This is a genomic window from Flaviflexus ciconiae, from assembly GCF_003971195.1.
In the GTDB taxonomy this organism is placed as follows: domain Bacteria; phylum Actinomycetota; class Actinomycetes; order Actinomycetales; family Actinomycetaceae; genus Flaviflexus; species Flaviflexus ciconiae.
Map to the genome: position 1 here is coordinate 981381 of NZ_CP034593.1, position 14306 is coordinate 995686.

A 14306-nucleotide genomic window follows, 5' to 3' on the forward strand; every position below is an offset into this window, starting at 1 on the left:
GTTCGGGATGTACTGGGACACACTCGGCCACCTACAACGTTGCCATTTCAGCCTTTCAGGCCAAGCTTTCGATTTGTCTGCACAAAGTCTTGACAATTTTCGGTATATGTCAGTAACCTGGTAAGTGCTTAGACCACCCGCCCCCAACGAAGGCGGCACCGGAGGGTGGAAACAGTTCAGGAGCTAGACACAATGAGCGAAATTCAGTTCACCGAGGGCCCTCTGCTTGAGGCCACCAAGAAATTCCCCACCGTGCTGTGGAACGACTCGTCGGATCTCGATGAGCTCACCCAGTCGATCTCGTTTGGTGGAGTTGGCGCAACCTGCAACCCGCAGATCGCCTACACGACCCTGTCGAAGCACCCCGAGATCTGGAACGACCGGATCCGCAGGATCGCTGACGACAACCCAACCTGGAGCGAGTCGGAGATCGGTTGGCAGGCCGTTAAGGACATGTCGGTCGAGGCAGCCAAGCTTCTCGAGCCCGCTTTCAAAGCTACGAATGGTCGCAACGGCCGCCTTTCCGTGCAGACGGACCCCCGCCTGCACCGCAGCGCAAAGGCTCTTGCCGATCAGGCTGAGGAGTTCCACAACCTTGCCGACAACATTGTCGTGAAGATCCCGGCCACCAAGACCGGCATCGAGGCAATCGAGGATGCAGCCGAGCGCGGCGTTTCCATCAACGTCACCGTGTCGTTCTCCGTCCCCCAGGCCGTTGAGGCCGCTGCCGCTATCGAGCGCGGCTTGGAGAAGCGCAAGGCCGCTGGCCACGACGTCTCCCAGATGGGGCCGGTTGTCACGATCATGGTTGGTCGTCTCGACGACTGGATGAAGCACGTTGTTGCTCGCGACAACATTTTCCTTGACTACTCGGCACTCGAGTGGGCCGGCATCGCAGCCGTCAAGAAGGCTTACGGAATCTTCCAGGAGCGCGGCTACACGGCTCGCATGCTGGTTGCTGCTTTCCGCAACCCCTACCAGTGGGCCGAGTTCCAGGGCGGCGACCTGGTCGTCTCCCCTCCGTTCAAGTGGCAGCAGATCGTCAACAACTCCGACTACGTTGCCGAGGAGCGCATGAGCAAGCCGGTCGACGAGCACTACATCGAGCAGCTTCGCCGCATCCCCGACTTCAACCGGGCCTACGACGTTGACGGCATGACCGTGGACGAGTTCTCGTCCTTCGGCCCTGCAGCCAAGACCCTCCGCCAGTTCCTCGACGCGGACAACGCGCTCGACAACCTGGTTCGGGACATCATTCTGCCCGCCCCGTAAGTGGACAGATTTCTACTCACCCGTGAGTCGATACCCAAGAATATTCAATATCGAGAGAAACGAACACACGTGATCAAGATTGGCATTATTGGAGCCGGTCGGATCGCGCAGGTGCACGCGCGGTCTGTCTCTGCCCATTCGAACGCAACGCTCAGCGTTGTATCGGATCCGGTAGAACAGGCCGCGTCTGCATTGGCGCGTGCCAACGGCGCCCGATGGACACTATCCGCAGATGACCTCATTGCCGACCCGGAGGTCGATGCTGTCATCATCTGCTCCCCCACTCCCTTCCACGCCGAGCAGGTGCTCGCGTGCGCGAAGGCAGGTAAGCCTGTTCTGTGCGAGAAACCTATCGCCATGGACATGGACACCGTCGACCAGCTCGAGAAGGATCTCGAAGGCCTCAATCCCACCGTCATGATGGGATTCAACAGGCGCTTCGACCCGTCTTTCGCAAAGATCCACAGCCTCGCCAACGAGGGCGCGGCCGGCAAGATCGAGCAGGTCACCATCATTTCCCGCGACCCGGCAGCGCCGCCCGTCGAATACATTGCGACCTCGGGTGGAATCTTCAAGGACATGACGATCCACGACTTCGATACCGCCAGGTTCTTCCTTGGCGACATCAAAACGGTCGTGGCAATCGGCCAGAACCTCGATCCCGCACTGAAGGACACGGGTGACTTCGACGGAGCTGTCATCACCCTGACCAACGCCGAGGGTGCCACGGCAACGATCACGAACTCGCGGCACTGCGCCTCCGGTTACGATCAGCGTCTCGAAGTGTTCGGTGACAGGGCAACGCTCAACGCCGACAATATTCGCCCCACGACGGTGCGGATCTCGAACGGCACTGTCACCGACGGTCAGGATCCCTACCTCGACTTCTTCCTTGCTCGCTACGAGGCCGCCTACAGCGTCGAGCTCGACGAGTTCCTCAGCGCAATCGACGAGGGCCGCAAGCCGTCACCCTCGATTGAGGATGGTCGCAAGGCGCTGGAGCTTGCCGAGGCAGCCGAGAAGTCGGCCCGTACGGGTTCGATCGTCACTCTCTAAGGGAATCACTGCGCGCGGCTGCACCAACCGTGGGCGGCCACCCCACGCGTGTCTAAAAATCCACGAAGACACAGCAGAACAACCCATTTAATGTCAGCAAAAACAACCCAACTGCGGCAATGTTGCCGAGAGGAGACCACACCATGAAGATCGCCGGAGCCCCCATTTCCTGGGGCGTCTGTGAAGTACCGGGCTGGGGATACCAGATGTCGCCGGAACGCGTTCTGACCGAAATGAAGGAGATTGGCCTGACCGCCACGGAGTTCGGCCCCCCGGGCTGGCTGCCGATCGAAGCTGAGGAACGCGCGAAGGCAGTATCCGAATACGACCTTGAGCCCGTCGGAGCCTTCTTCCTTGCCGTCATGCACGATCCCGACTTTGATCCGATCCCGCAGGTCAACAAGGAGCTGGACGCCTTCGAGGTGGCGGGCGGCTCCTACCTGGTCCTCGCAGCCGATTCCGGCCGCGACGGCTACGATGATCGCCCTGTCCTGGACGAAAAGGGTTGGGACACCCTGTTCACGAACCTCACTCGGATCGCGGAGGCCTGCGCGGCCCGCGGCGTCACCGCCTGCATCCACCCCCACTGGGGCACCATGGTTCAGAACGTTGACGAGGTTGAGCGCGTCCTCGACAACTCGACCGTTGGCCTTTGCCTCGACACCGGCCACCTCACCTGCGGCGGCGCCGACGTTGTTGCCCTGACGAAGAAGTACGCGGACCGCGTCTCCATTGTCCACGCCAAGGACATCAACAAGGACATGACCGACAAGCTCCTGCCCGGCGACCTCGTCTGGGGCGACGGCATCAAGGGCGGCATGTTCGTCCCGATCGGCGAGGGCGATATCGACTTCGCCGCCATTGTCTCCGCGCTGAACGATGCTGGCTTTGACGGCTACTACGTTCTCGAGCAGGACATCATGCTCGATGAGGAGCCCGCCGCCGGCGCAGGCCCCATCGACAATGCTCGCAAGTCCTACAACGCCCTCAAGGCGCTGGCTGGCTAGCGTAGATCGGTCGCGCTCTCCCGCGTCGTGTAGCGACCGGTCACCCCGGGGCCGGGCGGACAGTTCCACGGAGCTTCCGCCCGGCCCTTTCTTGTCGCCACTCGTCCTTGTCCACACCCTTCCCGCACACATTGTTTCTCCAGGCCCGCTCCAAGGCCTTGCCTAGTAGCACAGCCATACCGACGGGTGCTTCGCTCCCTGCTTATCCGCCGCTTCCCTCCGCGCCTTCCACCGACGTCTCACGGTGGATCCGCTCCAGCTGAGTTCAACGGTTCTTGCACAGTTTCCCCGGTCAAGCTCTCGGTGCAAAGAGATCATCCCACCCAGACTTCCGGTCCGTTTATAACCGGAATGGAGCGGTAGAGTCAGCTTGAGGCATGCATCGCATCGGGAGTGGGTCGCCGTTGTCCCGCACACCGCCACATCCTCATGGGATTCGTGCACGCGCTGCTTCGCAGCGAAAGGTCACACCAAACAGCAGGAGTTATTGTGCTTATTAGTTTGAAGGAAGCTCTCGATTACGCAGAGCAAAACAAGGTCGGCATCGCCGCGATCAACACCCCCACCTACGAGATGCTCCTCGCGGCCGTACGCACCGCCGAACAACACAACATCCCCCTCATCCTCCAGCACGCCGAAGTCCACGAACCCATCAACACCATCGAAGACATCGGCCCCGTCATGGTCGAACTCGCCAAACGCTCCACCGCTCCCCTGGTCGTCCACGTCGACCACGGCGAATCCTACGACTACGTCAAACGCGGCTTCGACGTCGGCTTTAACTCCGCCATGATCGACGCCTCCCGCCTCCCCTACGACGACAACCTCGCCCTCACCCAAAAAGTCGTGGCCCTCGCCAACGAATACGGCTACGGCGTCGAAGCAGAACTCGGCGTCATGCCCGGCCGCGAAGACGGCTCCCAAGCAAGCACAGGCACCAGCAATGAAACCCTCTACACCGACCCCGACCTGGCACAATCCTTCGTACGTGACTCCGGCGTCACCGCCCTAGCCTGTTCCTTCGGCACCGTCCACGGACTCTACAAGGCAGAACCCAACCTCAACTACAACCTAATCTCCACCCTGCGGGAAAAAACCGGTGTCCCCATCGTCATGCACGGTGGCTCGGGCCTGACCGACAGCGAATACCGCGAATGCATCAAACGCGGAGTCGCCAAAATCAACTACTACACCTACGCCGACAAAGCCTCCTTCGAAGCCGTCCAAAACTACCTCGCCGAAAAACCCGAAACCTTCATCTTCTCCGACCTAACCACCATCGCCACCAAAGCCGTCCAACAAAACCTCAACAACCTCGTTGGCATCCTGTACGGAAAGAGCTAGGCCGCGGAGCGAACACGTTGGGGATCAGTTGCGGCTCACTTGGCCGCCGTAGATCAACCGGCTAAATCGCCAGCAAGGTAAGTGGTGGGGAGCATGCCTATTGGCGTGCTCCCCACTTCTTCGTCCCGCCCTATTGCATCGTGCAGCAACTGGTAGGGACTAGACTTGGATTCCGCTAGCTCCTCATGAGCTGGCGATGGTACGGCTGAGCAAACTCTGGCTTCTCTCGTAGGCGCGTCCGCCATGCCTGCAGCACATAGGGATCCGAGAGTAGAACGCGGGCCAGCATGACGACATCGGCGCTCTCCCGCACAACCTGCTCCGCTTGTACTGCCTCGGTGATCAGCCCGACGGCACTCCTCGGAACACCCGTGTCTGCGAGCTCCCTGGCAAAGCCAACCTGATAGCCCGGGCCAGCGGGGATCTTCACGTCGGGAATGTTGCCGCCGGAGGAAATATCGGCAAAGTCGAGGCCGATTTCCTTGGCCCGGTTAATGAACGTGCGAGTCTCCTCAACCGTCCATCCCGTCCGTGGATCGTCCGTGAACTCGCACCAGTCGGTTGCCGAGAGCCGGATTGCCACAACACCCGGGAATTCGCGGCGTACTGCCTTAATTGCTTCGAGGCCGAACAGCATGCGGTCCTGCCCCCACCTGTCGGTCCTCTGGTTGGAGATCGGTGACAGGAACTGGTGGATCAGGTAGCCGTGGGCTCCGTGTAGCTCGGCGATCTGGAACCCCGCCTCTGTGGCACGACGTGCCGCCTGACCAAAGGAGTCAATGAGGCCAAGGATCTCATCTTCGGTGAGTTCATGCGGTTCCTCGTATACCTCGGAGAAAGCGATCGGTGAGGGTGCCACGGGCTTCCAGCCGATCTCCGAGCCCGATGGGTAGAGCAGCGTCTGTTCCTCCCAGGGGCGCGGGCCGGATGCCTTGCGACCAGCATGACCAAGCTGAATACCGGGGACAGCACCCGTTCCGGAGATCAGCTGTGCGAGCTTCGTGAACGACGCGATCTGGTCATCGTTGTGAATCGACAGGTCGTATGGCGATAGCCTGCCTTCAGCACTGACGGCCGTCGATTCGACGATGATGGCGCCAACCCCTCCCCATCCCCTTGTCGGATAGTGCACGTAGTGCCAGTCATTGGGTCTGCCCAGTTCTTCTCCTAAGGGAGCTGAGGAGTACTGGCACATTGGTGACATCCATGCCCGGTTTCGGGCGGTGACGTTTCCGATGGTGATCGGAGTGAAGAGTTGGGACACGATTCTCCTTCCACGGCCGCACTGGGCCGCTCGACATTTGGGCGCGGCCGGGCCGCAGTGGTGGCCAAGGACCAAAGCCGTACGCGACCAAGGCCAACTGATCGTTGGGCTCAGGCCCAGGGTTGATAGGGGGCGACGTCTGCGACGTCAACGGTGGGGGCTCCAATCACGGGGCCAATCTTATCCACCCACAGCTGTGCCCAGTGCTGGTAGGCATGAGTGTTCGGGTGGAACAGGTCGGTGGAGTGGTACCGGAACAGGTAGGCAGCGAGCGGCAAGGACGACGTGAAGTTCTCCAGGTCGATCATGTGGTGGCTGTCCCGGTCCGCATAGCTCCGAATAATCGTGGAGATCTCGCGTGCCCTTCTGCCGTGGGGTCCCGGACCGAAGCTCGGTACGTCGGCAATGAAAGTACCTGCTGGCAGTGCTGCGGTGAGTGCCTGTACGTATTCGGCCATGAGTTCCGGCTGCAGCCGATATCCCACATCGTTACCGCCAATATCGCAAGACACGATGTCGGGCACGATATCGGCATCCGCTTGGATGCCTCGCAGGGACATCACCTGGTGGGTGAGGACGGAGGGGATCACGGCACCCGAGACAGACAGGTTGATCAGGGCAACATCGCGGCCCGTCATGTCTTTCAGGGAGGCAGCCAAGCGTGGGACGTAACCATCCATGAGGTCTGTCGCTCCCAGGCCCTGCGCGGCCGAGTCTCCCAGGGCTACATAAATCAGCGGATCCGGTAGGCCGGCTTGCCGGTTTCTGACGATCTTCGCGATCACGTCAAGGTTGGACCGTTCCCAATACCTGGCGAACGGCCTTCTCTGATTGGAGACCTTCTTTGCTCTCTGAGCCATGACCTGGCCACCGGCCAGTACCGCACCTGCGCCGACAGCAACCGTTCTGAGTTTCACATGCACTCCCCTCGCCTCATCCAGGATAGTTCAGTTCCCTGGATACCGCGGGCACTGGCGTAGCTTCTTCCACTTCATACTGTCAGGGGGCGTACAGATCAAATGCGGGAATCCCATCGTTTGCGAGAACGCGTGCCAAGCAGACCCCTTCAGCGTAAACCCCACGCGAACTCGCCCTGAGACGAACAGGACGTTCGTGAACAAGTGCCGTTCAGGCAGGAGAGATGCGAACACCCCGCTGATATCGCACCGGGGTGTCGCAAGAACAAATCAGTGCGCTACGCCTGGCGGGCAAGGACGCTTGCGTAGAGGCAAACCGCGGCGGCGGTTGCGACGTTGAGGGACTCGGCCTTACCGGGGATCGGAATCGACACGGTGACATCGGCGCGATCGAGGATCTCGCCCTGCAGCCCGCGCGCTTCATTACCGAGGATCCACAGCGTGGGGACCGTCAGATCGACCTCGTTGGATCCGAGAGTGACGTCTCCATCGCCGTCGGTAGCGAGCACCTGGAAGCCGTGCTTCTTGGCGGTGGCGATAACGGAGCGGGGGTCGAGGTTGCCGAGGATCGGCAGGTGGTACGTGGATCCAGCGGCTGAACGGATGACCTTGGCAGAGCCGTGGTCAACGGAGCCAGTTCCGAAGAGAACGGCGCCAGCACCGGCAGCATCGGCCGTGCGGATTACTGTTCCGGCGTTGCCCGGGTCCTGCATCTCAACCCCCAGCAACACCAGGTCGGTGTTATCGAACAGGGAATCGATGTCGGGCTTGGGTGCCGTGTTGAGGACCGCGAGGATCCCCTGAGCGTCTCCCGATACCTGACCCAGGACGTTTTCGGGAACGACGTGGGTCCAGTAGCCGTCGGTCATTTCTTCAAACTCGGGGTAGCGCTGAAGGACGTCTTCGGTCACGTAGATGTCGCGGACTCGTTCCCCCGCCCACGACAGGGCTTCCCGGACAGCCTGGGGTCCTTCGGCGACCTCCTGGGAATAGGTGGCCCGGTTCTTTGCCATGTAGAGCCCCTGGACTTTGAGGAGCTGGCCGGTCATCGAGTCGTGGTACTTACGCATCGTCATCTTTCGGATAAGAAGATAAGAAAACGGGGCCGGCATGTGCCGGCCCCGCATTCACTCACTTAGGCTGCCTCGCCCTTGGGGGCGTTGACGTCCTCCGGGAGGGCGTTCTTGGCGGTCTCAACGAGAGCCTTGAAGGCGGCCGGCTCGTTCACTGCAAGCTCGGCGAGCATGCGGCGATCGACGTCGACCTCGGCAAGCTTGAGGCCCTGCATGAAACGGTTGTAGGTCATGCCTTCGGCACGAGCTGCAGCGTTGATGCGCTGGATCCAGAGCTTGCGGAACTCGTTCTTACGGACCTTGCGGTCGCGGTAGTTGTAGGTAAAGGAATGGGTGACCTGTTCCTTGGCCTTACGGTAGAGGCGCGAGCGCTGGCCGCGGTAGCCGCTGGCCTGCTCGAGAACGGTACGACGCTTCTTGTGTGCGTTTACTGCGCGCTTGACACGTGCCATGTTTCAAATCCTCCTTGGTCGGCTAGATGCCGAGCATCTTCTTGACGTTCTTGGCATCTGCCGGGCTGAGCACCTGGTCCGAGGACAGGCGACGAGTACGGCGCGACGACTTGTGCTCGAGGAGGTGGCGCTTGCCGGCCCTCTCACGCATAACCTTGCCGGATCCGGTGACCCGGAAACGCTTCTTGGCACCGGAGTGCGGCTTCATCTTAGGCATAGTTGTTTCCTCTTTCGTTGGCCGCAAGATCCTTGCGGGCGGGGAGTTATGGGGGCTACTGGGCCTTCTGTGCCCGACGTGCTTCACGCTCGGCTTCGCGGCGACGGCGCTGGTCGGACTTGGCTTCTGACTTCTTACGGATCGGCGCAATGACCATGACCATGTTGCGGCCGTCCTGACGCGGATGCGATTCGACGGTGCCGACCTCTTGGAGGTCCTCCGCCATCCGCTGCAGTAGCTTGACTCCCATTTCAGGGCGGGACTGTTCACGTCCACGGAACTGGATCATCACCTTGACCTTGTCGCCACCATTCAGGAACCGCTCAGCGTGGCCCTTCTTGGTTTCGTAGTCATGGGTGTCGATCTTGAGGCGAAGCCTGATCTCCTTGAGCTGGGTATTCACCTGGTTACGGCGAGCATCACGGGCCTTCATAGCGGCCTCGTACTTGTACTTGCCGTAGTCCATCAGCTTGGCTACCGGAGGTTCAGAGTTCGGCGCAACCTCGACCAGGTCTAGATTGGCTTCCTGTGCTAGGCGTAGTGCATCCTCAACGCGGACGACACCGACCTGCTCGCCGGCGGGGCCGACAAGTCGTACCTTGGGCACCCGGATCCGCTCATTGACTCTTGGTTCGTTGATAATTGCTCCTCTGTATTCTCGACGTGTACGCGCACGGAGCAGAGGTGTCACGGCAGACAACTGTCCGCCATGGTGACTCTCATAACCCGGTACCATAGGCACCCAGGTGGGATCTCTCCGCTTGCGTCCCGGTCCTGTTGACCGGTCGGTCGGCTTCTATCGTACCAGAACATGAAACATCCGCCCCTGTGTTTTCTGTTACGGGGGCGGATGTTCCTGTGGCATTCGTTACCGAAGCACCTGTCCTCACCCAACTTCAGACCTAGGGCCTCATGCTCGAACTCCGGTGCAGGAGGTGGTCGGCTTGGGTCGAGACGGCGTCGAGCCAGGCCATTTAAAGGAAGCCAGGCCAGTCGAACGGATCGTGGCTACTCGAACGAAGCCAGGGCAATCGAGTCAAGCTAGACCTTTTGAGCAAAGCCACACCGTGCGAGGCCAGCTATGCGGTGCGGGCGGGGATCAGTTCGATCGAGTCGACCCTGTGCTGGAGCTCTTCGATCTGGCCGAGCCGCTGGCTTGCCTCGTTGAGTGCCGCGGAGATCAGCTCGCGCGGTGCCTCACCGTCGACGGCAATGACGATGGCCGTCTCGGCCTTGCGGCCCGGGGTGATCTGAATGCCCTTGAGGCCCTCGATGCCGGCAAGTGCGCGGGCAACGATTGTCGGCAACTCCTCGTCCCGCCAGGGTGCGGTCCACCGCTCCCCTGTTGCGAGAGCATTGACCGCGGGCCTGCCAAGAAGCATGGGCCGGTCGGATGCTGCGTCGAGAACCAGGAGGGAGTCCGCTTCGGCGACCGCGGCAATGGCGGCGTTCTGCGTGTGCACGGGAACGGGTCGTGCCTTCGGGTTCCAGTTCATGAGTGCCTCAACCGAGGAGAAGATCGGCATGGCCGCACGACCGTCCGGTGCCTCCACAGCCAGCATCGCGGCTGCCTTGCACGGGTCCTTATCCTGGGAGGCGTGATCGACAACCCCGCCGTCGGCCGTGCGGCCCGGGTGATCGTGGGCGAGCACGGGAACGAGAACGCGGCTGTCCGGGAGGACATTGACGATGGCCTCGAGGCGGGGAGCAAACTCCTCCAGGTCGAGCGCCTCGGCAAGTGCCGGAACTGTTTTGCCGTCGTCGTTCGCGAACGGGTTCGGCTTGAGCTTGTCCTGTGCGGTGCTCACTGCTCTCCCGCCACCTCGATAGCCTCGGGAAGGGTAAAGGCGCCCGCGTAGAGGGCCTTCCCGACGATGGCTCCCTCGACACCGATATCGGTGAGCGCACGTAGCGCCTCAATATCAGCAAGTGTGGCGACGCCACCCGAAGCAATGACGGGGGCATCGGTGCGGGCACAGACCTCGGAGAGCAGGACCGTGTTCGGTCCCTCCATGGTGCCGTCCTTCGCCACGTCGGTAACAACGTATCGGGAGCAGCCTGCCTCGTTGAGGCGGTCAAGAACCTCGAAGAGTTCACCGCCGTCCCTCGTCCAGCCGCGTGCGGACAGGGTGCGGCCGCGTACGTCGAGGCCAACGGCAACCTGGTCGCCGTATTCCTTGATGACACGTTCGGTCCACTCCGGGTCCTCCAAAGCAGCCGTGCCCAGGTTGACGCGGGTGGCACCGGCAGACAGCGCCGCCTTCAGTGACTCGTCGTCGCGGATTCCGCCGGAGAGCTCAACGCGGACGGTGCTTTCGGCAACGATCTGGCGGAGCAGTTCCCGGTTGTCACCGCGACCAAACGCCGCATCAAGATCCACGAGGTGGAGGAAGGTTGCGCCTCCCGCGATCCAGTCGCGGGCGACGTCGGCCGGTTCGCCGTATCCGGTTTCGGTTCCTGCTTCACCGCGGAGCAGGCGCACGGCCTTGCCCTCGACAACGTCGATCGCGGGGAGGAGCTGCAGTGGTTTCGTCATGGTTATCCTTTGAGCGTGGAGAGCCAGTTGCGGAGCAGGCGCAGTCCTGCCTCGCCGGACTTCTCCGGGTGGAATTGAACAGCTGAGAGCGGGCCCTGCTCGATTGCCGCAACGAAGCGGCCACCGTGGCTAGCCCAGGAAATAGCGGGAGGTGCGAAATGATCGTCAGCATCTTGGGCAGGATCGGTCTGCACACCGTAAGAGTGCACGAAGTAGAACCGTTCGTTCTTAATCCCGGCAAAAAGCTTCGAGCCCGGTGCGGTTTCCACGGTTGACCATCCCATGTGCGGAACGATCTCGGACGGCAACTTGGTGACGGTGCCCGGGAATTGGTTTAGGCCGGACTCACGGCTCCCGTGCTCCTCGGAGGCTTCGAAGAGCACCTGCAAACCAACGCAAATACCCAGCACCGGCAAGCCGCCTGCAAGACGGCGCTCAATGAACCGGTCGCCCCGCAAGGCCCGCAGGCGTTTCACAACGGTGTCGAAGGCACCCACGCCGGGAACGACCAGACCGGCCGCGGACATAGCCTCGCCAGGATCGGACGTGAGTGACACGTCGGCGCCCGCTTGCGCGAGCGCACGGACTGCGGAGTGGACGTTGCCAGATCCGTAGTCGAAGACGGTTACCTTCACGAACCGTCCTTGCCGAAGAAGCGGCGAGGCCTGCGAGGGGGCAGGGCCTCCCCAGCATCCGGCTTACCCTTGGCGAGCTTCTCGAGGAAGTTCGACTGGATCTCACCGGAACGGATCGCGCCCTTAACCTTGGAGGGCTCGGTGTCACCGAGCAACATCTCTTCGAGGACGGACTCCCCCGTGGCCACGATCAGTCCGGCCGGAGCGTCGTCGACCTTGCCCTTGTAGTCAAAGGCAAGCGCGGTAACGAGGCCGGACACGCCCTCTTCGTTGCCGACATCCTCACCGAGTTCGGCAGTGAGTGCGATAACGCCCTCGCGGGTCAGGCTCGCAAGCTTCCGCGCCACAGCATCGCGATCGTCAGCATCAAGAACGTCGGGATCCTTATCGCCGTCGCCAGCGTCGGAGCCATCGCCGGAACCAGCCTGGGAGGGCTCTGCTGGGGCGTCGCCAGCTTCCGCGGACTGCACAGCGTCCGCAGGAGCAGCCAAAGCTTCGGTCTTCGAGTCGGCTGAGCCTTCTGCCGATGGCTCATCGGTTGCGGCCACCTTGTCGGCGCCCTCGCCGTCACCGGGGGCTCCTCCGAGGAGCTCGGAGATGTCCCAGTCATCAAAGACCGGCACCGGCATGTCGTGCACCACCATGGCGCCGTTCTTGGAGGGAACGACCCAAACGTCGAGTCCGTGGAGTTTGCAGATGCCGGCGAGGACGTCGGCCTTCTTGAACGGGGTCAGGATGACATAGCGTTTCGTGTTTCCACTCATAGCTTTCCCTTCGTCGATGGGATTGTCGTGACGCGGGGATCGGGTTCAACAGCGGTACGGAGCGCCCGGGCGAATGCCTTGAACTGGGATTCAACAATATGGTGGGGGTCGCGTCCGCGGATCACGTCAATGTGCATGCAGATACCGGCGTGGAAGGCGATTGCTTCGAAGACGTGGCGGGTCATGGAGCCCGTGAAGTGACCGCCAATGAGGTGGTATTCCTGGCCGGCCGGTTCGCCGTCGTGGACAAGGTAGGGGCGACCGGAGATATCGACAACTGCCTTGGCGAGTGCCTCGTCGAGCGGGACGGTGGCGTCACCGAAGCGGCGGATCCCCCGCTTGTCACCGAGTGCTTCACGAAGTGCTTCGCCGAAGCAGATCGCGGTGTCTTCCACAGTGTGGTGCACGTCGACGTCGACGTCACCGCGGGCCTTGACCGTGAGGTTGATGAGGGAGTGGCGGGACAGCGCGGTCAGCATGTGGTCGTAGAACGGGACCCCGGTGTCGATATCCGAGGTGCCGTCACCGTCAAGATCGAGGGTGAGCGAAATGGTCGACTCGCTTGTCTCCCGGTTGATTGTTGCTGTTCTCATGCCAGTGCCTCTTCCAGTGCCGCGAAGAATGCGTCATTCTCCTCAGGTGTGCCAACGGATACTCGGAGCCAGCCGTCGGGGCCGACCTCTCGGATAAGGATTCCGCGATCAAGGAGATCAGCGAATATCCGGTGCCTGTCCGGGAAGGTCCCGAACATGACGAAGTTTGCGTCCGATGGTGCCACCTCTAAGCCTAGCGAACTTAACCGCTCCGCCATCTCATTCCTTGCTTCCCGAATGCCCTGAACTTGGGAGAGCTGCTCGGAAGAATGGGCAAGTGCCGCGCGTGCGGCGGCCTGCGTGAGGGCCGACAGGTGGTACGGCATACGAACAATGCGGAGCTGGTCAACGATTTCTCGCGACGTGCCAAGATAGCCAAGGCGTAGCCCGGCCGCCCCAAATGCCTTCGACATTGTCCGGCTCACCGCCAGGTTGTCGTAGGTGGAGAGAAGCTCGAGTGCCGAGGGAACTCCGTCCCTGCGGAACTCTCCGTACGCCTCGTCGACGACCACGAGGCAATCGGATCCGGGAGCATCCTCGGGCCGTTACCGATCGAGGCCTCCATAACAGCCGTGAGTTCGTCAGTGCTCAGTGCCGTCCCCGTCGGGTTATTCGGGCTGGCAAGGAGAACAACGGCGGGACGGTACCGGGCAAAGATGTCGGAGAGTTCCGCAAGGTCGATCGAGAAGTCGTCCTTGCGGGGCACTGTCACCATGGTCGAGTCCGTGTCCCTCGCGTACTCCGGGTACATCGAATACGACGGAATAAATGTCAGGACCGAACGGTCGGGCCCTGCGAAGGCCTGGAGAATGTGGAGCATGACTTCATTGGAGCCGTTGGCGGCCCAGATCTGCTCGGGAGCAAGCCGGACCTTCGACTCGACCGCAAGGTAGTCGGCAAGATCCTGGCGCAGGTCGAGGAACTCCCGGTCCGGGTAACGGTTCAGTGTCCCGGCGGCGCCGGCCACGGCACTTGCAATATCTGCGATCAGTGCGGGACTTGGCGCATAGGGGTTCTCGTTGACGTTGAGCGCGACGGGAACGTCGAGCTGCGGTGCGCCATAGGGTTCAAAGCCGGCAAGTGCCGGGCGATAAGGAATGCTCACGCCCCGATTCTACGGAATCTCAAGGCCGGACGATATTCCCGTCCATGTCCGTACCACCACATCTCCGCCAA

At 61.6% G+C, this 14306-nt stretch carries 15 protein-coding genes and 1 pseudogene; 4 read left to right on the forward strand and 12 right to left on the reverse strand.

The window, feature by feature from the left end; translation table 11 throughout:
* Positions 1-192 precede the first annotated feature (192 nt).
* The 4 genes from EJ997_RS04375 to EJ997_RS04390 all read left to right on the forward strand — a co-directional run bounded on the left by EJ997_RS04375 (position 193) and on the right by EJ997_RS04390 (position 4679).
* Positions 193-1272 (forward strand): transaldolase family protein, encoded by a 1080-nt coding sequence (locus EJ997_RS04375; protein ID WP_126703498.1) that lies wholly within the window; start codon positions 193-195, stop codon positions 1270-1272.
* A 69-nt stretch (positions 1273-1341) separates the two neighbouring features.
* Positions 1342-2328, forward strand: a complete 987-nt coding sequence (iolG, locus tag EJ997_RS04380) for an inositol 2-dehydrogenase (RefSeq protein ID WP_126703499.1) — start codon at positions 1342-1344, stop codon at positions 2326-2328.
* 143 nt (positions 2329-2471) lie between these two features.
* Positions 2472-3335, forward strand: coding sequence for a sugar phosphate isomerase/epimerase family protein (locus EJ997_RS04385; protein ID WP_126703500.1), 864 nt, complete (start codon positions 2472-2474; stop codon positions 3333-3335).
* Between the two features lie 489 nt (positions 3336-3824).
* Positions 3825-4679: a class II fructose-bisphosphate aldolase gene (locus EJ997_RS04390; RefSeq protein WP_126703501.1), complete on the forward strand. Its 855-nt coding sequence runs from the start codon at positions 3825-3827 to the stop codon at positions 4677-4679.
* A 175-nt stretch (positions 4680-4854) separates the two neighbouring features.
* On the opposite strand, the gene EJ997_RS04395 is transcribed toward EJ997_RS04390, so the two are convergent.
* The 12 genes and pseudogenes from EJ997_RS04395 to EJ997_RS04450 all read right to left on the reverse strand — a co-directional run bounded on the left by EJ997_RS04395 (position 4855) and on the right by EJ997_RS04450 (position 14235).
* Positions 4855-5943, reverse strand: coding sequence for an NADH:flavin oxidoreductase/NADH oxidase (locus EJ997_RS04395; RefSeq protein WP_126703502.1), 1089 nt, complete (start codon positions 5941-5943; stop codon positions 4855-4857).
* Between the two features lie 110 nt (positions 5944-6053).
* On the reverse strand, positions 6054-6860 hold the full coding sequence (locus EJ997_RS04400; protein ID WP_126703503.1) for an SGNH/GDSL hydrolase family protein: 807 nt from the start codon (positions 6858-6860) through the stop codon (positions 6054-6056).
* Positions 6861-7138: 278 nt separating this feature from the next.
* Positions 7139-7930, reverse strand: coding sequence for a TrmH family RNA methyltransferase (locus EJ997_RS04405; RefSeq protein WP_164719784.1), 792 nt, complete (start codon positions 7928-7930; stop codon positions 7139-7141).
* A gap of 65 nt (positions 7931-7995) precedes the next feature.
* On the reverse strand, positions 7996-8385 hold the full coding sequence (gene rplT, locus EJ997_RS04410) for a 50S ribosomal protein L20 (RefSeq protein WP_126703505.1): 390 nt from the start codon (positions 8383-8385) through the stop codon (positions 7996-7998).
* A 22-nt stretch (positions 8386-8407) separates the two neighbouring features.
* Positions 8408-8602 (reverse strand): 50S ribosomal protein L35, encoded by a 195-nt coding sequence (rpmI, locus tag EJ997_RS04415; protein ID WP_126703506.1) that lies wholly within the window; start codon positions 8600-8602, stop codon positions 8408-8410.
* A 55-nt stretch (positions 8603-8657) separates the two neighbouring features.
* Positions 8658-9293: a translation initiation factor IF-3 gene (gene infC / locus EJ997_RS04420; RefSeq protein WP_228201578.1), complete on the reverse strand. Its 636-nt coding sequence runs from the start codon at positions 9291-9293 to the stop codon at positions 8658-8660.
* A gap of 388 nt (positions 9294-9681) precedes the next feature.
* Positions 9682-10410, reverse strand: coding sequence for an SseB family protein (locus tag EJ997_RS04425; protein WP_126703508.1), 729 nt, complete (start codon positions 10408-10410; stop codon positions 9682-9684).
* Positions 10407-11138 carry a bifunctional 1-(5-phosphoribosyl)-5-((5-phosphoribosylamino)methylideneamino)imidazole-4-carboxamide isomerase/phosphoribosylanthranilate isomerase PriA gene (gene priA / locus EJ997_RS04430; RefSeq protein WP_126703509.1) on the reverse strand — a complete coding sequence of 244 codons (732 nt, stop codon included), beginning with the start codon at positions 11136-11138 and terminating at the stop codon, positions 10407-10409. Before priA ends, EJ997_RS04425 begins: the two co-directional genes overlap by 4 nt.
* Positions 11139-11140: 2 nt before the next feature.
* Entirely contained in the window at positions 11141-11773 is a 633-nt protein-coding gene (gene hisH, locus EJ997_RS04435; RefSeq protein WP_126703510.1) for an imidazole glycerol phosphate synthase subunit HisH, read from the reverse strand.
* The gene (locus tag EJ997_RS04440; RefSeq protein WP_126703511.1) at positions 11770-12537 is read right to left on the reverse strand and encodes a hypothetical protein; all 768 of its coding nucleotides are present in this window, start codon (positions 12535-12537) and stop codon (positions 11770-11772) included. The genes hisH and EJ997_RS04440 overlap by 4 nt, the downstream gene beginning before the upstream one ends.
* Positions 12534-13130: an imidazoleglycerol-phosphate dehydratase HisB gene (hisB, locus tag EJ997_RS04445; protein WP_126703512.1), complete on the reverse strand. Its 597-nt coding sequence runs from the start codon at positions 13128-13130 to the stop codon at positions 12534-12536. The genes EJ997_RS04440 and hisB overlap by 4 nt, the downstream gene beginning before the upstream one ends.
* Positions 13127-14235: pseudogene (locus EJ997_RS04450) on the reverse strand (histidinol-phosphate transaminase). The gene hisB and the pseudogene EJ997_RS04450 overlap by 4 nt, the downstream one beginning before the upstream one ends.
* Positions 14236-14306: the final 71 nt, after the last annotated feature.

Coding starts and splice junctions, on each gene's coding strand:
- EJ997_RS04375 (WP_126703498.1), top strand. CDS start 193: ATGAGCGAAATTCAGTTCACCGAGGGCCCTCTGCTTGAGGCCACCAAG.
- EJ997_RS04385 (WP_126703500.1), top strand. CDS start 2,472: ATGAAGATCGCCGGAGCCCCCATTTCCTGGGGCGTCTGTGAAGTACCG.
- EJ997_RS04405 (WP_164719784.1), bottom strand. CDS start 7,930: ATGCGTAAGTACCACGACTCGATGACCGGCCAGCTCCTCAAAGTCCAG.
- rplT (WP_126703505.1), bottom strand. CDS start 8,385: ATGGCACGTGTCAAGCGCGCAGTAAACGCACACAAGAAGCGTCGTACC.
- rpmI (WP_126703506.1), bottom strand. CDS start 8,602: ATGCCTAAGATGAAGCCGCACTCCGGTGCCAAGAAGCGTTTCCGGGTC.
- priA (WP_126703509.1), bottom strand. CDS start 11,138: ATGACGAAACCACTGCAGCTCCTCCCCGCGATCGACGTTGTCGAGGGC.
- EJ997_RS04440 (WP_126703511.1), bottom strand. CDS start 12,537: ATGAGTGGAAACACGAAACGCTATGTCATCCTGACCCCGTTCAAGAAG.
- hisB (WP_126703512.1), bottom strand. CDS start 13,130: ATGAGAACAGCAACAATCAACCGGGAGACAAGCGAGTCGACCATTTCG.